This window comes from Serratia marcescens subsp. marcescens ATCC 13880, from assembly GCF_017299535.1.
In the GTDB taxonomy this organism is placed as follows: Bacteria; Pseudomonadota; Gammaproteobacteria; order Enterobacterales; family Enterobacteriaceae; genus Serratia; species Serratia marcescens.
Genome location: NZ_CP071238.1, coordinates 4455418 through 4470866 on the forward strand (window position 1 = coordinate 4455418; position 15449 = coordinate 4470866).

21 protein-coding genes are annotated in these 15449 nt (G+C 56.7%); 8 read left to right on the forward strand and 13 right to left on the reverse strand.

The window, feature by feature from the left end; genetic code table 11:
* Positions 1–24: 24 nt before the first annotated feature.
* The 9 genes from J0F90_RS21265 to J0F90_RS21305 form a co-directional block, all read right to left on the reverse strand.
* Positions 25–2241, reverse strand: a complete 2217-nt coding sequence (locus J0F90_RS21265; RefSeq protein ID WP_033639332.1) for a replication endonuclease — start codon at positions 2239–2241, stop codon at positions 25–27.
* A complete protein-coding gene (locus tag J0F90_RS21270) occupies positions 2238–2552 on the reverse strand; it encodes a DUF3850 domain-containing protein (RefSeq protein ID WP_033639331.1) in 315 nt (104 codons plus the stop codon). Before J0F90_RS21270 ends, J0F90_RS21265 begins: the two co-directional genes overlap by 4 nt.
* Before the next feature lie 13 nt (positions 2553–2565).
* Complete coding sequence (locus J0F90_RS21275; protein ID WP_162531492.1) at positions 2566–2739, reverse strand: hypothetical protein; 174 nt, start codon at positions 2737–2739, stop codon at positions 2566–2568.
* Positions 2679–2903, reverse strand: a complete 225-nt coding sequence (locus J0F90_RS21280) for a TraR/DksA C4-type zinc finger protein (RefSeq protein ID WP_033639330.1) — start codon at positions 2901–2903, stop codon at positions 2679–2681. Before J0F90_RS21280 ends, J0F90_RS21275 begins: the two co-directional genes overlap by 61 nt.
* Complete coding sequence (locus J0F90_RS21285) at positions 2903–3145, reverse strand: DUF2732 family protein (RefSeq protein ID WP_023447523.1); 243 nt, start codon at positions 3143–3145, stop codon at positions 2903–2905. Before J0F90_RS21285 ends, J0F90_RS21280 begins: the two co-directional genes overlap by 1 nt.
* A 63-nt stretch (positions 3146–3208) precedes the next feature.
* Complete coding sequence (locus tag J0F90_RS21290) at positions 3209–3511, reverse strand: hypothetical protein (RefSeq protein WP_031221632.1); 303 nt, start codon at positions 3509–3511, stop codon at positions 3209–3211.
* Between the two features lie 11 nt (positions 3512–3522).
* On the reverse strand, positions 3523–3702 hold the full coding sequence (locus tag J0F90_RS21295) for a phage filamentation protein Fil family protein (RefSeq protein ID WP_072009648.1): 180 nt from the start codon (positions 3700–3702) through the stop codon (positions 3523–3525).
* 10 nt (positions 3703–3712) lie between these two features.
* A complete protein-coding gene (locus tag J0F90_RS21300; protein ID WP_033639329.1) occupies positions 3713–4222 on the reverse strand; it encodes a phage regulatory CII family protein in 510 nt (169 codons plus the stop codon).
* Between the two features lie 31 nt (positions 4223–4253).
* Positions 4254–4517, reverse strand: a complete 264-nt coding sequence (locus J0F90_RS21305) for a hypothetical protein (protein ID WP_072009646.1) — start codon at positions 4515–4517, stop codon at positions 4254–4256.
* A 135-nt stretch (positions 4518–4652) separates the two neighbouring features.
* Here J0F90_RS21305 and J0F90_RS21310 point away from each other — a divergent pair, with 135 nt between their 5' ends.
* Complete coding sequence (locus J0F90_RS21310) at positions 4653–5240, forward strand: phage repressor protein CI (protein ID WP_033641347.1); 588 nt, start codon at positions 4653–4655, stop codon at positions 5238–5240.
* Positions 5240–6307, forward strand: a complete 1068-nt coding sequence (locus tag J0F90_RS21315; protein WP_042706790.1) for a phage integrase — start codon at positions 5240–5242, stop codon at positions 6305–6307. The genes J0F90_RS21310 and J0F90_RS21315 overlap by 1 nt, the downstream gene beginning before the upstream one ends.
* Before the next feature lie 199 nt (positions 6308–6506).
* Here the strand turns inward: J0F90_RS21315 and J0F90_RS21320 are convergent, their stop codons facing one another.
* Positions 6507–6911 (reverse strand): winged helix-turn-helix transcriptional regulator, encoded by a 405-nt coding sequence (locus tag J0F90_RS21320; RefSeq protein WP_016930161.1) that lies wholly within the window; start codon positions 6909–6911, stop codon positions 6507–6509.
* 96 nt (positions 6912–7007) lie between these two features.
* Here J0F90_RS21320 and J0F90_RS21325 point away from each other — a divergent pair, with 96 nt between their 5' ends.
* The 5 genes from J0F90_RS21325 (at position 7008) to J0F90_RS21345 (ending at position 11084) form a co-directional block, all read left to right on the forward strand.
* A complete protein-coding gene (locus tag J0F90_RS21325; protein ID WP_033639328.1) occupies positions 7008–7616 on the forward strand; it encodes an FMN-dependent NADH-azoreductase in 609 nt (202 codons plus the stop codon).
* A 147-nt stretch (positions 7617–7763) separates the two neighbouring features.
* Positions 7764–8666, forward strand: coding sequence for a pirin family protein (locus J0F90_RS21330; RefSeq protein WP_033639327.1), 903 nt, complete (start codon positions 7764–7766; stop codon positions 8664–8666).
* 138 nt (positions 8667–8804) lie between these two features.
* The gene (gene aac(6'), locus J0F90_RS21335; RefSeq protein WP_033639326.1) at positions 8805–9245 is read left to right on the forward strand and encodes an aminoglycoside 6'-N-acetyltransferase; all 441 of its coding nucleotides are present in this window, start codon (positions 8805–8807) and stop codon (positions 9243–9245) included.
* 299 nt (positions 9246–9544) lie between these two features.
* Positions 9545–10186, forward strand: a complete 642-nt coding sequence (locus tag J0F90_RS21340; protein WP_033639325.1) for a YbhB/YbcL family Raf kinase inhibitor-like protein — start codon at positions 9545–9547, stop codon at positions 10184–10186.
* Between the two features lie 148 nt (positions 10187–10334).
* A complete protein-coding gene (locus J0F90_RS21345) occupies positions 10335–11084 on the forward strand; it encodes a helix-turn-helix transcriptional regulator (protein WP_206640384.1) in 750 nt (249 codons plus the stop codon).
* 13 nt (positions 11085–11097) lie between these two features.
* On the opposite strand, the gene J0F90_RS21350 is transcribed toward J0F90_RS21345, so the two are convergent.
* Entirely contained in the window at positions 11098–11814 is a 717-nt protein-coding gene (locus tag J0F90_RS21350; RefSeq protein WP_016930165.1) for an HPP family protein, read from the reverse strand.
* 171 nt (positions 11815–11985) lie between these two features.
* Here J0F90_RS21350 and yfcF point away from each other — a divergent pair, with 171 nt between their 5' ends.
* Positions 11986–12621 carry a glutathione transferase gene (yfcF, locus tag J0F90_RS21355; RefSeq protein WP_004937171.1) on the forward strand — a complete coding sequence of 212 codons (636 nt, stop codon included), beginning with the start codon at positions 11986–11988 and terminating at the stop codon, positions 12619–12621.
* Positions 12622–12694: 73 nt separating this feature from the next.
* Here the strand turns inward: yfcF and J0F90_RS21360 are convergent, their stop codons facing one another.
* Positions 12695–13936, reverse strand: a complete 1242-nt coding sequence (locus tag J0F90_RS21360) for an aromatic amino acid transport family protein (protein ID WP_033639324.1) — start codon at positions 13934–13936, stop codon at positions 12695–12697.
* 58 nt (positions 13937–13994) lie between these two features.
* Positions 13995–15449: an NAD-dependent succinate-semialdehyde dehydrogenase gene (locus J0F90_RS21365; RefSeq protein ID WP_033639323.1), complete on the reverse strand. Its 1455-nt coding sequence runs from the start codon at positions 15447–15449 to the stop codon at positions 13995–13997.

Here is a 15449-nt window from a genome sequence, read left to right on the forward strand (position 1 = left end):
TATCGGATTTAATTGCGCAAGAAATTATTGGAAGCCCGCCGAATCGCTAACCACTGGATAGTGCATTGAAATATCACCAAATTTGACTTTAGCGCCGCGCGCCAGTGCCTCAAGTTCCCAGCGCGTCGGCTCGATGCCATGTAGTGCCAACTCTGAGTAAATTCTGGTTACACGATCGTGCTCGTCGGTGGTCAATCTGGCCGAGGCAGCAGGCTCTATTCGCTTATGTGGGTCAATTCCTCTTTGCTGCCTGTTTATCTGCGGAGCATTTGCCCGTAAACGCGTCATAACAGACCGTGCAACGGTCATGTCATCCCAGTCAATTGGGGTGTCTGGATGGTGTTCCATCACTGCCACGGACTCTACAGGCTCCCCATCCTGCGTATTTTCGGCGCCGCCGCTGCCGACCAACCCACAGTTATTGACAGGACTCCGAGGCGCGCCGGAGGCGCTTTTCAAAGTCAAAGGCTCAACGGCAACAGCTTTCGCGACGATGCGCCATTGCGTGGTGCGGGTTTCATAAACGCGATCGGCGCCGATATGCGGGGCAAAAATCCCCGCGATTTTCTGCACCTCTTCGTCATAAGCGTTGCGCTCGTCGGCAACCCGGCGGGCCACACGCACAGTCTGATCGTCGCGGGCAACGTTGGGGCCACCCTGCGCCAAAATATAATCGGCAAAAAGACCGGCGTCGGCGGCAGCACGCACCGCTTCCACCCTTTCGTCAAACTCCTCGGCCAGACTGACAAAGCGGATCTTGCGACACTCACGCCATGCCCCGCGCGACGGCAGGCCGATAAAGTGAAATTGAGGGATACGCCACGTTGACGCCCACGCGGTGACGGCGGCGGCCGTATCAGTCAACAGCTCGCCGGTTTCATGATCGCGTTCGCCTTCCAGCGCGTAGCCGTCGATGTTTTTTGCAATGTATTTAGCGATATAGCCCGCCGCACCGCCTCTGTTCAGGTGCTTACAGTCAAAACGATTTTTAGCAGCGCCGCGCTCGTCGCCATCTTCAGCCATGGCATAACGGCGCATGATCTCGATCACCTGCTGGCGCTGTTTTTTGGAGGTAAACAGCATCATATGCCAATGCGGCGTCGCATCATGGTGCGGTTCGACAACGCGCACGCCGTAGACCTGCAAGCCCGCATCTTTAAACGCCGTGCGGATCTTGCTAAACAGCTTCACAAGGTAGCGCTGGCCGTCTTTTGGCGTGTACGCCTCTTCATCCCATTTGTGATTAAAATGCACCTTCGGGCTGTTCTTGCCGACGGCGCGCGTCGGGTGATATTTGGATGGGGTGGTGAGGGTGATAAACATCCCTTTATCGCCACGGATAGCGGCGGCCTGCTCAACACCGGCAATCATCGTCATTAACTCCTTGCGACGGATTTCCGGGTTAGAGATGCTTGCCATCACCTTGTCGATAAGGCTGAAGCGTTCGCCGGTTTCGACGTTCTCAAGCTCGCGGCTGTTCAGATAATCAAAATTGGATTGGCGGCGCGCTTTCACATCCCGAATAGCCTGCCTGCTGGCATACGACGACGCCCCGCGGTTCACATTACCCAGGGCGATCAGCAACGCCTCGCGCCATTGCGTGCGCTGGGCCTTAAACAGGCGTTCCCACCACTCGGAATTAACCAACCGTGACAGGCTGGCAATCGCTGACCGGGCATCCAGTTTGCCCTTGCGGTATTTGCGCCAGTGCATCGGGGTGATGTTGAAGGCGCGCGCCATACCGGCAATGCGGCCATAAAATTCTGATTGGGTGGCATCTTCGAAAAGCCCGGCATTATCGCCGCCGTTCTCCGCCACAAACTCATCGCAGTAATCTTCGTAATTCTGCAGAAGTTGACCGGCCACGCGATCGGCAAGGCGGCGTAACTCTTTGTCATCCATGCCGGGCAGTGAAGCGTAATTATCAACTTCAGCAGAAAACCGCATTGACGCGGCGAGGTTCATCGCGTTCTTGGCGCTCACCGTTTGCAGGCGCGGCCAGATGCGGCGATCGAACTGGAATACCAGCCATTTGTTGGCGTCGTGCAGCCCTTTGCTCTTGAGCAAGTTAGTGTAACGCGTCAGGAACATGGCGCTGAGGAAGCGCGGCAGGCGGCGGATATTGGTTAAAACAGCTTGCCCCTGAGCGTGTTCGTCACGGGTAAGCGGTCTCACCGGCCCGGCAACTGCCGGGCGCGGTTCGTTCCATGGGTAAGCGTAGGCGGTAGCCGCTTGGCTCATTGCACTTTCGCGCCGTTGGCGTGGGCGCAGTTGCCGCAGTAACGCTCAAGGCAATTCACGCACAGAGAATCTTGCAGTATTTGGATGCTTAAAACTACATAGTCAGTTTTCCACTCGCTGACATCTGTAATATGAGTGATTTTTGCAATGATGAATTCACCGGTATATCCGTTAGCATCTTCGAGCCACTCACGAAGCTTTAACAAATCCCCCTCTTTGAAGTCTCTATCATTCAAACGAAACTCTGCTTTTTTAACTCCAGCACGAACAAAGTTAAAATAAGAGGGTTTAATTTTTAAATCATGTAGCATTACAAACAACTCCTTAATCGTAATTTTGGCTTTCTGGTCTGCGTGCAAATTCTGAATCACTCAAATCAGCCGCAATAAAATGACCTGCCAGCAACGCCAGCAGGCCGAACAAAATAGAGAACTCCGTCATGCCTTCCCCGCGTAAAGGTGACTTTGCGTCTCGCGGATCTGCTGACAGCTTACGCATGTATCAACGCCGGGAACGGCAGCGCGACGCGCGGCAGGAATCGGAGCGTCACATTCTTCGCAAACGAAAGCAGAAGGCAGCGCGGAGGATTTGCGAGCATTGGTAATCTGCGCCTCCAATACCAGCGCTTGCCGCTCCTGTTCGTAGTCCATCAAGTCGGCCATTAGTGCAGCTCCTGCGCTTGATGCTCGATGGCTTCAGCCTCTTGGCGGAGCAGCTCAACAGCTTCAATAGCCGTTAAACCGTTCTTAGAGATATGTGCAGCCAAACGCACCAGACGAGCAGCGGCGAGATCGGCTTGATTCTTACGCTCATCAAGGCGGGCGTGGTCAAGCAACACAGCCACCTGTGAAATATCGCTACCTTGCTTTGCCGGGTCTAAACCCATAAAAATCACATTCGACATATTTAATCCTTATTTCAGACAAAGCGATGCCCGGCGGGTTAACGCCAGAATTACGCAATGCGGTTAATTAACGTTTAATTCGCAATCATCATCACTGATAAATCGCGGTAAGGTTTTTGATAAATCAATCAGGTCATTCAGCGCCCACACGATTTGTTTACGCTCTGAATAACTCATTTCTGCAAACTTCATTTTTATATGCCGCTCTTTCAGCCCGGCATGAAAACAAACAGTTCTGCGGATATGTTCCGGCGACTTATCAAAAGCCTCTTGCGCCTGATTCCGCTTATGCGGGAACAGCTCACGCTTAATCTGTGAAATGCGCTTAATGCCGATCGCTTTTTGTGTTTCAGTAGCCAACAACATGACAGCCCCAATTAACGGCAAAACAAACGGCGCAGCGGTGAAGCAGGCTTAGCCGTTGACAGGCTACGCAGTAAGTCCGCCTGATCGTGACGTGGGCGCCAGCGCTTGCCGCCCGGCAGTTCAATAAAACCGTGTTCAAAATGCCGCGATGGGCTTTGTTGTTTCAGCAGTGGAGCGATAGAAATAACCACGGTGATCACCTCAGCTTAAACCAGCAACAGCGCTCAGCCCGCTGATCACGTCAACGGTGGAGGCCAGAGCCGGGGTGGATTGGATGCGGTTCTGAACGGTCAAGCCGATCAGCGACAAATGGCGGATCGCCGTGTTGACGCTTTCAAGCAGTGCGCTTTTACGTACCGGCGTTTTGTGGTCGCCCTGAACGGCGGCGGCGGCAACGTTGCCAACTGCGGCCGTAGCCTGCAGTGCATACGTTGGAATATTCCCGGCGCAAGCCTCATTGACAGGCACGGACGGCATGCAGTTGATTTGTGCCAGCAAGGCATCAATCAGGCTGGAATCCTCTGTAGCGTCAGTGATCGCCAGCAGTTCGGCACACGTGAGCTGGTGCGGCTGGCCCGGACTCAATTTGTTGCGCAGCGTCTGGGCGTTCATGCCGAGCTGTTTAGCAAGCGCCGTCACATTGTGGCGAGCGGGAAACTGTCGGCAGGCTTCATCGAAGTGCGGATGTTTAGAAATGGCATAATCAAACATACTTTGCCCCCATGAATTCACTTAAAGTGAATCACGCACCGATGACGAGTTGAAAACGTGAATGGCCTAGCGCTTTACGTAACTGATCTTCTTTCCAGCGGGCGTAGTAGATACGGATCGGGCCACCTGCTTTTGTGCAGCCTTTACGGATAGTGCGGGGTTCGATGGGTAACTGCGGGTTGTCTCCTGTTGTCCAACGATAAACAGTTCGAAGAGAGACACCTTCCAACTCGGCAAATTGCTCGGTAGTTACGATCGGTGCGGGTACTTTGAAGATTGCGATTTCAGAAGCCATATTGCATGATTCCCTATTTGCCAATACTTGCAATTAATGGTCATCCGTTTGCCAACATTTGCCATTAATTACCTTAGGTTTAGCCGCATACTAATGCGCAAAAGCCGCAACAGTCAATACGTGGATACGAATTTTATGGAAATCGATTCAGGAATCAGTAACGAGCATGTCTTAGACAGGATTTGTGATGTCTACGGTTACGCCCAAAAAATACAGCTCGCCCGGCACTTCAACATCGCCGCCAGTTCCCTGCAAAACCGCTACACTCGGGGCAGTATCTCTTATGACTTTATCGTCCATTGCGCCCTCGAAACTGGAGCCGACATTGGATGGTTACTTACCGGGAAAGGAGATAAATTCGCAAATGGCAAAACCGCGGCCGCTTTCAAAACTGAGGATTTATTCATCAAGACATTCACATTAAGTGAAGGAAAACTAGTTGATGAGTCAGAAATGAGAATTTCAAAATCACTCTTTAGTCGTGTTCCCCTTAATCCACAATGCCTCCGTTCAGACAACGTGATTCACTTCCTTGAGCTTGAAGCCTCGCTCTCTGATGGCTCATGGCTTGTAGATATTGAGGGGGCAAAAAGCATCCGTGAGTTAACAGTTCTACCGGGCAAAAAGTTACATGTGGCAGGCGGCAAAGTACCGTTTGAGTGCGGGATTGATGAGATAAAAGCGATTGGTAGGGTAGTAGGAATATACAGCGAGGTTAATTGATGGCTGTCCGTAAAAATCCCGCTGGCGGCTGGGTTTGTGAACTTTATCCAAACGGGGCAAAAGGGCAACGTATAAGAAAGAAATTCGCCACCAAAGGCGAGGCTCTGGCCTTTGAACAGTACACAACGCAAAATCCGTGGCAGGAAGAAAAAGAAGATAGACGTACATTAAAAGATCTAGTTGACGCATGGTATAGCGCTCACGGCATCACCCTAAAAGACGGCTTAAAGCGCCAGCTTGCTATGCATCATGCTTTTGAATGTATGGGCGAACCACTCGCATACGATTTTGATGCGCAAATGTTTTCTCGATACAGAGAGAGAAGATTGAAAGGTGACTATGCCCGCTCAAACAGGGTAAAAGAGGTATCCCCTCGCACCCTTAATCTTGAGCTGGCTTACTTTCGGGCTGTTTTCAATGAGCTGAATCGTCTCGGGGAATGGAAAGGGGAAAACCCGCTAAAAAATATGCGGCCTTTCCGCACGGAAGAGATGGAAATGGCATGGTTAGATCGGGATCAGATTGCGCTCCTGCTCGCAGAATGCAAACGCCATGATCACCAAGATTTAGAGACAGTGGTGAGAATATGCCTCGCAACTGGCGCGCGATGGTCTGAAGCCGAGGGGCTAAAGAAAAGCCAGCTAGCAAAATATAAAATCACCTACACCAATACTAAGGGCAGAAAAAACAGAACTGTTCCCATTAGCCAAGAGCTTTATGACGCACTACCAGTTGATAAAAAAGGTCGGCTCTTTAGTGATTGCTATGGCGCTTTCCGATCAGCTTTGGAAAGAACAGACATTGAGCTACCCGCCGGGCAGCTTACCCATGTTTTGCGCCATACCTTTGCCAGTCACTTTATGATGAATGGTGGTAATATTTTGGTCTTACAGCGCGTACTGGGGCACACCGATATTAAAATGACGATGCGATATGCGCACTTTGCTCCCGATCATTTAGAGGATGCCGTTAAGCTTAACCCACTGGCGACAAGTGGCGATAAAGTGGCGATAGAAATGGCAAATAAAGAGCAATCGCTGGCAAACAGTGGCAATGTATGTCAATGATAAACAACGTAAAGTATTGATTTTCGGTTGTTCTGGTAGGAACTCATAATCGCTTGGTCGTTGGTTCAAACCCAACAGGGGCCACCAAATTATCAAGGGGTTACGTTAACAGCGTAGCCCCTTAGTTTTTTCTGCGGCGCAACCAGGCATTCGCCTCTTTTGCAACAGAACGCAAATTTCATTCGCCCCCCTGCCGCCTCTAGCGTGAATTAACATCCTCACCGGCCTCGCTATTTTGCGCGTCGAATGCGGTTCTCGCCGCATCAATATCGGCAATATGTTCATTCGCCCAGGTTCCCAGCGCGATGACGGGTACGGTCAATGAGCAACCGAGCGGCGTCAATTCATATTCGACGTGCGGCGGCATGACGGCAATAACTGTCCGCTTGACTAACCCATCTCGTTCCATATTGCGCAGGCACAGCGTCAGCATCCGCTGAGATATTCCATTGATTGTACGCTTTATTTCAGTGAATCGGCGTGGCCCGTTCGCCAAGAGCATAATGATCAGGACACTCCACTTCTCACCAACGCGCGCCAATACCTGGCTGATCTTTTGGCAGTCGGCATGTCTTAAATCTCGAGGTTGATCAGTCACATTCATGATACCGGGTTCTCCTAATGTGCCTTATTGTCTGCCATTTTAGGACATGGTTATATTGTTATCCCTGGTTACCATTTTATACCTAAGGATTTCATCATGACACTGCTTCATATCGACTCCAGCATTCTCAACGAACAGTCGGTTAGCCGCCAGCTCACGGCGGCGATCGCCAAACAGCTGTCTGCAGCTAAGCCAGACGCCAGGATCATCCACACCGATCTCGCCGCCGACCCGATTAACCACCTTTCCAGCGCCGAATTTCTGGCTCTGCAAGGCGTGGAGCCGCAAGACGAGCACGTCAAACAGGCCGTTGCCCGCAACGCCAAACTCGTCGACGACTTCCTTGCCGCCGATGTCATTATCGTCGGTGCGCCTATGTATAACTTTACGTTGCCGACTCAGCTGCGCGCCTGGCTTGACCGACTTGCAGTGCCAGGCAGAACTTTCCGCTATACGGAAAACGGCGCTGAAGGCCTCGCCAAGGGGAAACGCGTTATCGTTGCTTCCACCCGCGGTGGCCTGTACGGCGAAGGCACGCCACTGGCCTTCCTGGACCATCAGGAAACCTATCTGCGCAGTTTCTTTGGCTTCCTTGGCATTACGGACATCACCTTCGTTCGAGCAGAGGGACTGGCACTCAGCCCGGAAAACCGCACTGTCGCCATCGATGCGGCGGCGGCTCAGATTGACGGCCTGACCGCTTAATCGAGCCTGTTCGGCACAACGATAACAGGATCGCGGCCAGTCCCTTTTTTGGGCTGGCCACCGGCGATGCAATACCGCTCAATCCTATGGCTGTGCCGCGTACCCCGGAATTCGTTCGCGCCGGATTTGTAAACTGGAGATTCAATCATGAACACCACGTTGACCTCGCCACTCGCGCCCAACCCGCGGCGTATTACACAACGCACCCGAGGCCAAAGCCACGGCCCGATCACCCGGCTGATGAGCCCTTCCGATCTGGGTCAGGTGCTTAAACCCTTCGTATTCCTCGATCTGTTCGATGCGGATCAGCGCACCATGGCAATGCTGGCCAACATGCCGCTGCATCCTCATTCAGGCATAGCCACCGTGACCGTACCGCTCGAAGGCGCTTTTCATTACGAAGATCCCGCCGGCGGCGCTGTCGGTACGCTCGGCTATGGCGCGGTGGAATGGGCGCGGGCGGGCGGCGGCATGTGGCACGGCAAGGAATTGTCCGCCACGGATACGCCGCGCATCCAGGGATTCCAGCTCTGGTTGGCCTTGCCCGCCGAACTGGAAAACGGTGAACAGGAAAGCCGTTATATCGAAGCCCAGAACATGCGCCAAATCGGGCCGGCGCATGTCATCATTGGCAACCATGAAGGCGTGCAAAGCCCGGTGCCCGCGCAGGAAGGCATCAATTACTTGCTCGTCACACTCAAACCGGGCGAACGCTGGACTTATCGGCCGCCAGCGCATCATTCTGTCGGCTGGCTCGCACTGGCCAAAGGCCGTCTCAGCGCCGGCGCTCCTGTCGACGCGGGCGAAATGGTGGTCTTCGAACCGGGGGAAATGCCCATTGCACTTGAAGCATCCGGCAATGAAGATGCCGTATTCGTTCTCGGCTCAGCCGTGCCTCACCCGCACCCGCTGCACCTCGGCGCCTATTCGGTGCATACCTCAGCACCCGCGTTGGAAGCCGGTGAACGCCGCATCGCCGAACTGGGGCGCAGACTTAAAGAGGCCGGCGAGCGACGGACGGCTTCAGGCACGATCCCCGTCTTTCGATGACGTTGACGGTGTGGTCGCCATCTGTGGCGATAAATCCAGGATGCGCCAATCACGCGTGCCGGCATGTCCGGCCGCTCACTGACGATGCAACGTGATATTATTCCCCATCACTTCTCTGCCATCAGATAAGGCCCCTGCATGATCGTCAACTGCGACCACGACAACCTCGACGCCTGGCTGGCGCTGCGCTCGGCGCTGTGGCCCACCTGCCCGTTGGAAGAGCACCGCGCGGAGATGCGCGAAATATTGGCTTCGCCGCACCACACCGCGTTTATGGCGCGGGGGCTGGACGGCGCTTTCGTTGGCTTTGCCGAGGTCGCTCTGCGCCACGATTACGTCAACGGCTGCGAATCGTCGCCGGTGGCGTTTTTGGAAGGGATTTATACCGCCGAACGCGCCCGCCGCCAGGGCTGGGCGGCCCGCCTGATCGCGCAGGTGCAGGAGTGGGCGAAGCAACAGGGGTGCAGCGAGCTGGCGTCGGATACCGATATCGCCAATCTGGACTCCCAACGCCTGCATGCGGCGCTGGGCTTTGCAGAAACGGAACGGGTGGTGTTTTACCGAAAAACGCTGGGCTGATCAGGCACCTTGTGTTGCCGCTGATGCGCCAACTGCTCGGCGCGCAGCAGCCTCTTCCCCACCAATATTAACCAAACCCCATCCCCATCCCCATCCCCATCCAGCGTTTGCCGTGGCACTCTCACCGGCACAGCAACCGAATCGGTCGCCCATCAACATAAGGCTATCAAATACAATCATAATGAGCGTAATTGGTTCTATTTTGATTGGATTTGTCGCCTTACTTTATTTTGAAAAACTTATAATGGGGACATCACATACCCGCAGATACCGCTCAATAGAACAGGAGATTGGCATTTATGAAACTGACCAGCCAAAGCTTTAAAGAAGGAGAGTTCATTCCCGCTGAGTTCGCCTTCGCTATCCCCGATGCCGCCAATCGTGTCGCTTTATCGGGAAATCGCAACCCCCATCTCGCCTGGAGTGAAGTGCCTGCAGGCACGCAGTCTTTCGTGATCGTCTGCCATGATCCCGACGTGCCAAGCCGCGGTGATGATGTGAATCAAGAGGGTCGGGTTGTGCCCGCATCGTTGCCGCGCGTTGATTTCTTTCACTGGCTGCTGCTGGATATTCCGGCCAGTACCGTGGAAATTGCGGCGGGCTCTCAATCGGACGGCGTAACGCCGCGTGGCAAAACCGGGCCAAACGCCCCTTCGGCCTATCGCCACGGCATCAATGACTATACCGGTTGGTTTGCCGCCGACGAGCAGATGAAGGGGGAATATTACGGTTACGATGGCCCATGCCCACCGTGGAACGATACGTTAGTTCATCATTATATTTTCACGGTTTATGCGCTTGCTACCCACGGTTTGGATGTACAAGGGCCGTTGACAGGGGCTAATGTGAATGCCGCCCTGGCGAAGGCGCCAGTGCTGGCCCAGGCAAGCCTGACAGGCCTTTATAGCCTGAACCCTAACGTAGCATCAACGGCGAAATAATCGCATGAAGGAGTCGAATATGAGCCGAACCGGTTCCTTCGGATCAGTGCGAACCAGACGCGAGCCGGGTGTGAAGCTTTTGCATTGGCACTCTCCGTCGGGGGCTCCGGTGTCGAGGCGCCGCTTGTGCGGAGTGTGCCAGCCGACATTGAAACGCCAGCTGTACACGCCGCAGTTCGTCTTCCATGAAGCGACGGTCTTGCTGATCGTGGCGGGCCAACTCGGTATCACATCCGCTTCACAACATTTGTCTCTGGAGACCCCCGGCGAACTGCTCCTGGTTCCCCCCAACACCCGCGCAGATTTAGTCAAAACGCCGGGCGATATCGATCGGCCTTTTCGCTCGATACTCCTGACGCTGTCGGCAGAACTGCTGGATGTCTTTCACCGAACCCGGCAGGCTTCACCCCCTATTCCCCCTAAAGATGACGCGTGGAAAACGCTGCCTCTGGACGAAGACCTGTCGGCGACGTTTTATCACGTGATTGAAAGCGTGGAAAAACAGGAAATCAGTGATATTCGCCTGCAATACCGCCTTCTGGACTTTTTGACCGCGCTGGCCGAACGGGGACATTTTTTTACGCATTTACCATTGGATAGCCCATCACAGCGCCTGCGCACCTTGATTTTTGAGGCTCCGGAACAAAACTGGACAGCAGAAACAGCGGGAAAAACGTTAGCGATGAGCCCGGCAACGTTGCGGCGGCGTCTTGCCGCCGAACAGACACGCTTCGAAGATTTGCTGATAGACGTCCGTATGCATCACGCCATGATGTTGCTTCAAACCACCCGATGGGATATGGCCCGCATTGCAGAGGCCTGCGGTTACAAATCCAGAGCGCGTTTTAGCGAACGCTTTCAAAAGCGCTTTGGCTACGCGCCTTCCGCCATCCGATAAAACGCTGGGCTGATCAGGCAATCTTGCTTTGCCGCTGATGCGCCAGCTGCTCGGCGCGCAGCAGGATCTCCTGCAGATCGTCCTCGTCGATATCGAACAGATCTCCCTCCATCAGCGCCTCGTGCAGATCGGCGCGGGTAATGGAAACGGCATCGATCGGCAGATTGGCCGGCTTGGCCTCCGCCGGCGCCAGCGCGTGCGGGTAGCGCCGCCCGGCCAGGTTATTGAACAGAATGGCCAGCGCCGCCAGCAGCACCGAGTTCAGCAGCACCGGGTACAACACGAAGTGGTAGCCCATCTGGTGAATGCCGGGGCCGCCGAGGATGGCGGTCAGCGCCACCGCGCCGCCGGGTGGATGCAGGCAGCGCAGCTTGAACATCAGGCCGATGGCCACCGCCGCCGCCGCGCCGCAGGCCAGGCCGGGATCGGGGATCAGCAGACCGGCGCTGACGCCCACCGTCGCCGCCAGCGCATTGCCGCCGACGATCGACCAAGGCTGCGCCAACGGGCTGTTGGGCACGCCGAACAGCAGCACCGCCGAAGCGCCCATCGGCGCGATAAACCACAGGTTCACCTCGCCCAAAATAAAGTGGCTGATCCAGCCGGCGAGCATCAGCCCCAAACCGGCGCCGACGCTGGAAATCAGCATCTCTCGTTTGCCCACCGCCAGCGGGTGCGGCCATAGGCGCGCGCATCCCACTTTCACCCGTTCTATCCACTGCGTCTTCATGTTACCCAATACGGCTCAATTCACGTGTTGGCAACAAATATATCACATCATCCTGAAGGAACTCACGGCGCCGTAAACCGCGCCGCCCAAGAACTTTTAGGCTAACAGATTGATTTTTAGCCTCCTCTCAACAATGATGAATGTTCCCCCCTTAACCCCGAGGAACCGCCGATGTCTCAACCGATCACCGAGCTTTATACCGACAGTGAATTTTTCAGCCCGTACGCCATGTCCGCCTTTGTCGTGCTGACGGAAAAAGGCATTCCGTTCACCGTGAAGCCGGTGGATCTGGCGAAAGAAGAGAACAAAGAGGCGGCCTACGCGGCGCTGTCGCTCACCCGCCGGGTGCCGACGCTGGCGATCGGCGAATTCCAGCTCTCAGAGTCTTCGGCGATCGCCGAATACCTGGAAGACATCCACCCGGCCCACGCCGTGTATCCGCGCGACGTGAAGCTGCGCGCCAAGGCGCGCGAGATCCAGGCCTGGCTGCGCAGCGATCTGCTGCCGATCCGCGCCGAGCGTTCGACCGAAGTGGTGTTCAACAACGGCAAGTTCCCGCCGCTGTCCGAAGCCGCGCAGGAGGCCGCGCGCAAGCTGATCGCCGCCGTGGAAAAACTGCTGAGCCACGGGCAGGACAATCTGTTCAGGGAGTGGTGCATCGCCGACACCGATCTGGCGCTGATGCTCAACCGGCTGGTGATGCACGGCGATCCGGTGCCGGAGCGCGTGCGCCACTATGCGCACAAGCAGTGGCAGCGCCCGTCGGTGCAGGCCTGGCTGGCGTTGTCGGAAAAACGGCGTGCCTGAGAAAAAAATCGGCGGCCACGACGCCGCCGTTCTCAATGCCGAGAAACAACATCACTGCTTGAGGGAAGGCAAATCACCATCCAGAGGGCAGATAGCCTAACAATGAAGCGATGGCGTACACCGCGCTGGCCAGGTACAGCAACACAATGCTGACCTGCAGCAGCGGGTGCGTGATCCAGTTGCACTGCCAGCGCGGGGTCTGGTCACCGTGTTTGCGCGCGCCGCGCAAGATCAGCATCGGCATGATCGACAGGATCACCCCGCTGAACACCCCGGCGAAGTAGAGCGCGTTGACGAACGACACCAGCCCGCTGTAAGCCAGCACGAACGGCGGCACCACCACCAGCAGCAGCACGCCGAAACGGCGCAGCGGCAGCTCGTCGTTGCCCAGCCTAAACTTGTCGAAAATATTGGTCAGAAAACTGCCGCCCAACCCCCAGTACGAGGTCAGCATCGCGCACAGCGCGAAGATGTTGGCGGAGAAGAACGCCCACTGCCCCAGCGCCTGGCCCCAGGAAATGGTGGCCACATCGGAGATGTCATCCAGCCCGCTGAGCGCAATCACCGACATCGGCACCGCCGCCAGCAAAATGAAGGTCACCACCATGCCGACGATGATCGCCTTCGGCAGTTGTTCCGGCTTGTCGGCGAAGCCGCGCGCCATCTCCGGCACGATGTACTGCGCCGAGAAGCAGAACACCACCACGTTGAACACCGGCACCATATAGCGCCAGTCGCCGTCCAGCAGGTTGCGCATCTGGGTGGTGTCTTTCAGCAGCGTCGCCGCCACCAGCGCGGTCAACATCACCACCATGCCAATGCTGATGAACTTCTCGCCGCGGCCGATCGCTTTCAAACCGAGGTACAGCACGCCGGCGGCGGGTACGAAGAACAGCAGGCTGCCCAGCGCCGGCGAGATGCCGAACAGCGATTGCAGCAGCTTGCCGCTGCCGGTCATGTAGGCGGTAAGCGCCCCGACGCTGTTGACGCACACCGAAGCGAACATCAGCCAGGCACCAAGTCCGCCGACGTAGCGCTTCGCCAGCCCGCTCAGTTGCAGATGCGCGCGGGTGCGCAACGTAGATTCGGCAACGTACAGCATGGTGATGGTGGTCAGGCTCCCCACCAGCACCAGCCAAAACAGCAGCGGCAGGAAACCGGCCTTGCTGGAGGCGTAGGCGATGGAGAGCACCCCGGCGCCGATGTTGGTGCCGACGATCATCGCCACCCCTTCGAGGAAACTTAACGATTTGGCGGGTGCAGGTGCTCGCACCCCGGCGGCAAGCGCCGGAGAAACAGAGATATTATCAGACATGCATCATCCTTTATCGCCCGGCGACGCTGGCCGCCGGGATGGGTTAACGTCCTGACGCTCAACGGCTCACATCGATACACAGGTATTTCAGCTCCAGATATTCTTCTATCCCGTAGCGCGATCCTTCACGCCCGAGCCCTGATTGTTTCACGCCGCCGAACGGCGCCACTTCGTTGGAAATCAGTCCGGTGTTGATGCCGACCATGCCGTACTCCAGCGCTTCCGGCACCCGCCACTGGCGCGCGGCGTTCTGCGTGAACAGGTAGGCGGCCAGGCCGAATTCGGTGTCGTTGGCCATGGCGATGGCTTCCGCCTCGTCATGGAAGCGGAACAGCGGCGCCACCGGCCCGAAGGTCTCTTCTTTGGCGAAGCGCATCTTCTGCGTCACGCCGGTCACCACCGTCGGCTGGAAGAAGGTGCCGCCCAGCGCGTGCGGCTGGCCGCCGGTGGCGATCTGCGCCCCTTTGATCAGCGCGTCGTCGATATGGCTCTGCACCTTCGCTACCGCATCGCTGTCGATCAGCGGCCCCTGGGTGGTGCCTTCCTGGCTGCCGTCGCCGACTTTCAACTGCTCGACCGCCGCCACCAGTTTCTCCGCCAGCCGCTCGTAGATGCCGTCCTGCACGTAGATGCGGTTGGCGCACACGCAGGTCTGGCCGCTGTTGCGGAACTTGGAGGCCATGATGCCCGCCACCGCCGCGTCCAGATTGGCGTCGTCGAACACGATGACCGGCGCGTTACCGCCCAGCTCCAGCGACAGTTTCTTGATGCTCGGCGCGCACTGCGCCATCAGGATGCGGCCGACCTCGGTCGAGCCGGTAAAGCTCAGCTTGCGCACCACCGGGCTGTCGCACAGCACCTTGCCCACCTGCGCCGCTTCGCCAGTCACCACTTGCAGGACGCCGGCGGGAATACCGGCGTCCTGCGCCAGTTTGGCCAGCGCCAGCGCGGTCAGCGGCGTTTGCTCGGCCGGTTTGACGATGATGGCGCAACCGGCCGCCAGCGCCGGCGCCACCTTGCGGGTGATCATCGCCGCCGGGAAATTCCACGGGGTGATGGCCGCGCACACGCCGATCGGCTGCTTCACCACCACCAGGCGCTGCGAAGCCTGCGGCGCCTGCAATACCGCGCCGTCCACCCGCTTGGCCTCTTCGGCAAACCAGGTGATGAACGACGCGGCGTAGGCCACTTCGCCGCGCGCTTCCGCCAGCGATTTGCCCTGCTCGGCGGTCATCAGCTGCGCCAGATCTTCCTGCGCGGCCAGCACCTGGTCGGCCCAGGCCAACAGCAGCGCAGAACGCTGCTTGGCGGTCAGCTGTTTCCAGTCGTTTTGCGCCCGCTGCGCCGCCGCAATCGCCTGCTGGGTTTCCTCTTCGCTGACCAGCGGAATGCTGGCCAGCTCGGCGCCGGTGGCCGGGTTGATCACCGCTTCGCGCTTGCCGCTCAGGGCATCGCACCATTCACCGTTGATCAGACACTGGCTGCGCAACAGCTCGGGATTGTTCAATTTCAT

What these genes read in the sequence shown, in the direction of transcription:
- J0F90_RS21265 (WP_033639332.1), bottom strand. Translation starts at nt 2,241, where the DNA reads ATGAGCCAAGCGGCTACCGCCTACGCTTACCCATGGAACGAACCGCGC.
- J0F90_RS21270 (WP_033639331.1), bottom strand. Translation starts at nt 2,552, where the DNA reads ATGCTACATGATTTAAAAATTAAACCCTCTTATTTTAACTTTGTTCGT.
- J0F90_RS21275 (WP_162531492.1), bottom strand. Translation starts at nt 2,739, where the DNA reads ATGCGTAAGCTGTCAGCAGATCCGCGAGACGCAAAGTCACCTTTACGC.
- J0F90_RS21280 (WP_033639330.1), bottom strand. Translation starts at nt 2,903, where the DNA reads ATGGCCGACTTGATGGACTACGAACAGGAGCGGCAAGCGCTGGTATTG.
- J0F90_RS21285 (WP_023447523.1), bottom strand. Translation starts at nt 3,145, where the DNA reads ATGTCGAATGTGATTTTTATGGGTTTAGACCCGGCAAAGCAAGGTAGC.
- J0F90_RS21290 (WP_031221632.1), bottom strand. Translation starts at nt 3,511, where the DNA reads ATGTTGTTGGCTACTGAAACACAAAAAGCGATCGGCATTAAGCGCATT.
- J0F90_RS21300 (WP_033639329.1), bottom strand. Translation starts at nt 4,222, where the DNA reads ATGTTTGATTATGCCATTTCTAAACATCCGCACTTCGATGAAGCCTGC.
- J0F90_RS21305 (WP_072009646.1), bottom strand. Translation starts at nt 4,517, where the DNA reads ATGGCTTCTGAAATCGCAATCTTCAAAGTACCCGCACCGATCGTAACT.
- J0F90_RS21310 (WP_033641347.1), top strand. Translation starts at nt 4,653, where the DNA reads ATGGAAATCGATTCAGGAATCAGTAACGAGCATGTCTTAGACAGGATT.
- J0F90_RS21315 (WP_042706790.1), top strand. Translation starts at nt 5,240, where the DNA reads ATGGCTGTCCGTAAAAATCCCGCTGGCGGCTGGGTTTGTGAACTTTAT.
- J0F90_RS21320 (WP_016930161.1), bottom strand. Translation starts at nt 6,911, where the DNA reads ATGAATGTGACTGATCAACCTCGAGATTTAAGACATGCCGACTGCCAA.
- J0F90_RS21325 (WP_033639328.1), top strand. Translation starts at nt 7,008, where the DNA reads ATGACACTGCTTCATATCGACTCCAGCATTCTCAACGAACAGTCGGTT.
- J0F90_RS21330 (WP_033639327.1), top strand. Translation starts at nt 7,764, where the DNA reads ATGAACACCACGTTGACCTCGCCACTCGCGCCCAACCCGCGGCGTATT.
- J0F90_RS21340 (WP_033639325.1), top strand. Translation starts at nt 9,545, where the DNA reads ATGAAACTGACCAGCCAAAGCTTTAAAGAAGGAGAGTTCATTCCCGCT.
- J0F90_RS21350 (WP_016930165.1), bottom strand. Translation starts at nt 11,814, where the DNA reads ATGAAGACGCAGTGGATAGAACGGGTGAAAGTGGGATGCGCGCGCCTA.
- yfcF (WP_004937171.1), top strand. Translation starts at nt 11,986, where the DNA reads ATGTCTCAACCGATCACCGAGCTTTATACCGACAGTGAATTTTTCAGC.
- J0F90_RS21360 (WP_033639324.1), bottom strand. Translation starts at nt 13,936, where the DNA reads ATGTCTGATAATATCTCTGTTTCTCCGGCGCTTGCCGCCGGGGTGCGA.
- J0F90_RS21365 (WP_033639323.1), bottom strand. Translation starts at nt 15,449, where the DNA reads ATGAAATTGAACAATCCCGAGCTGTTGCGCAGCCAGTGTCTGATCAAC.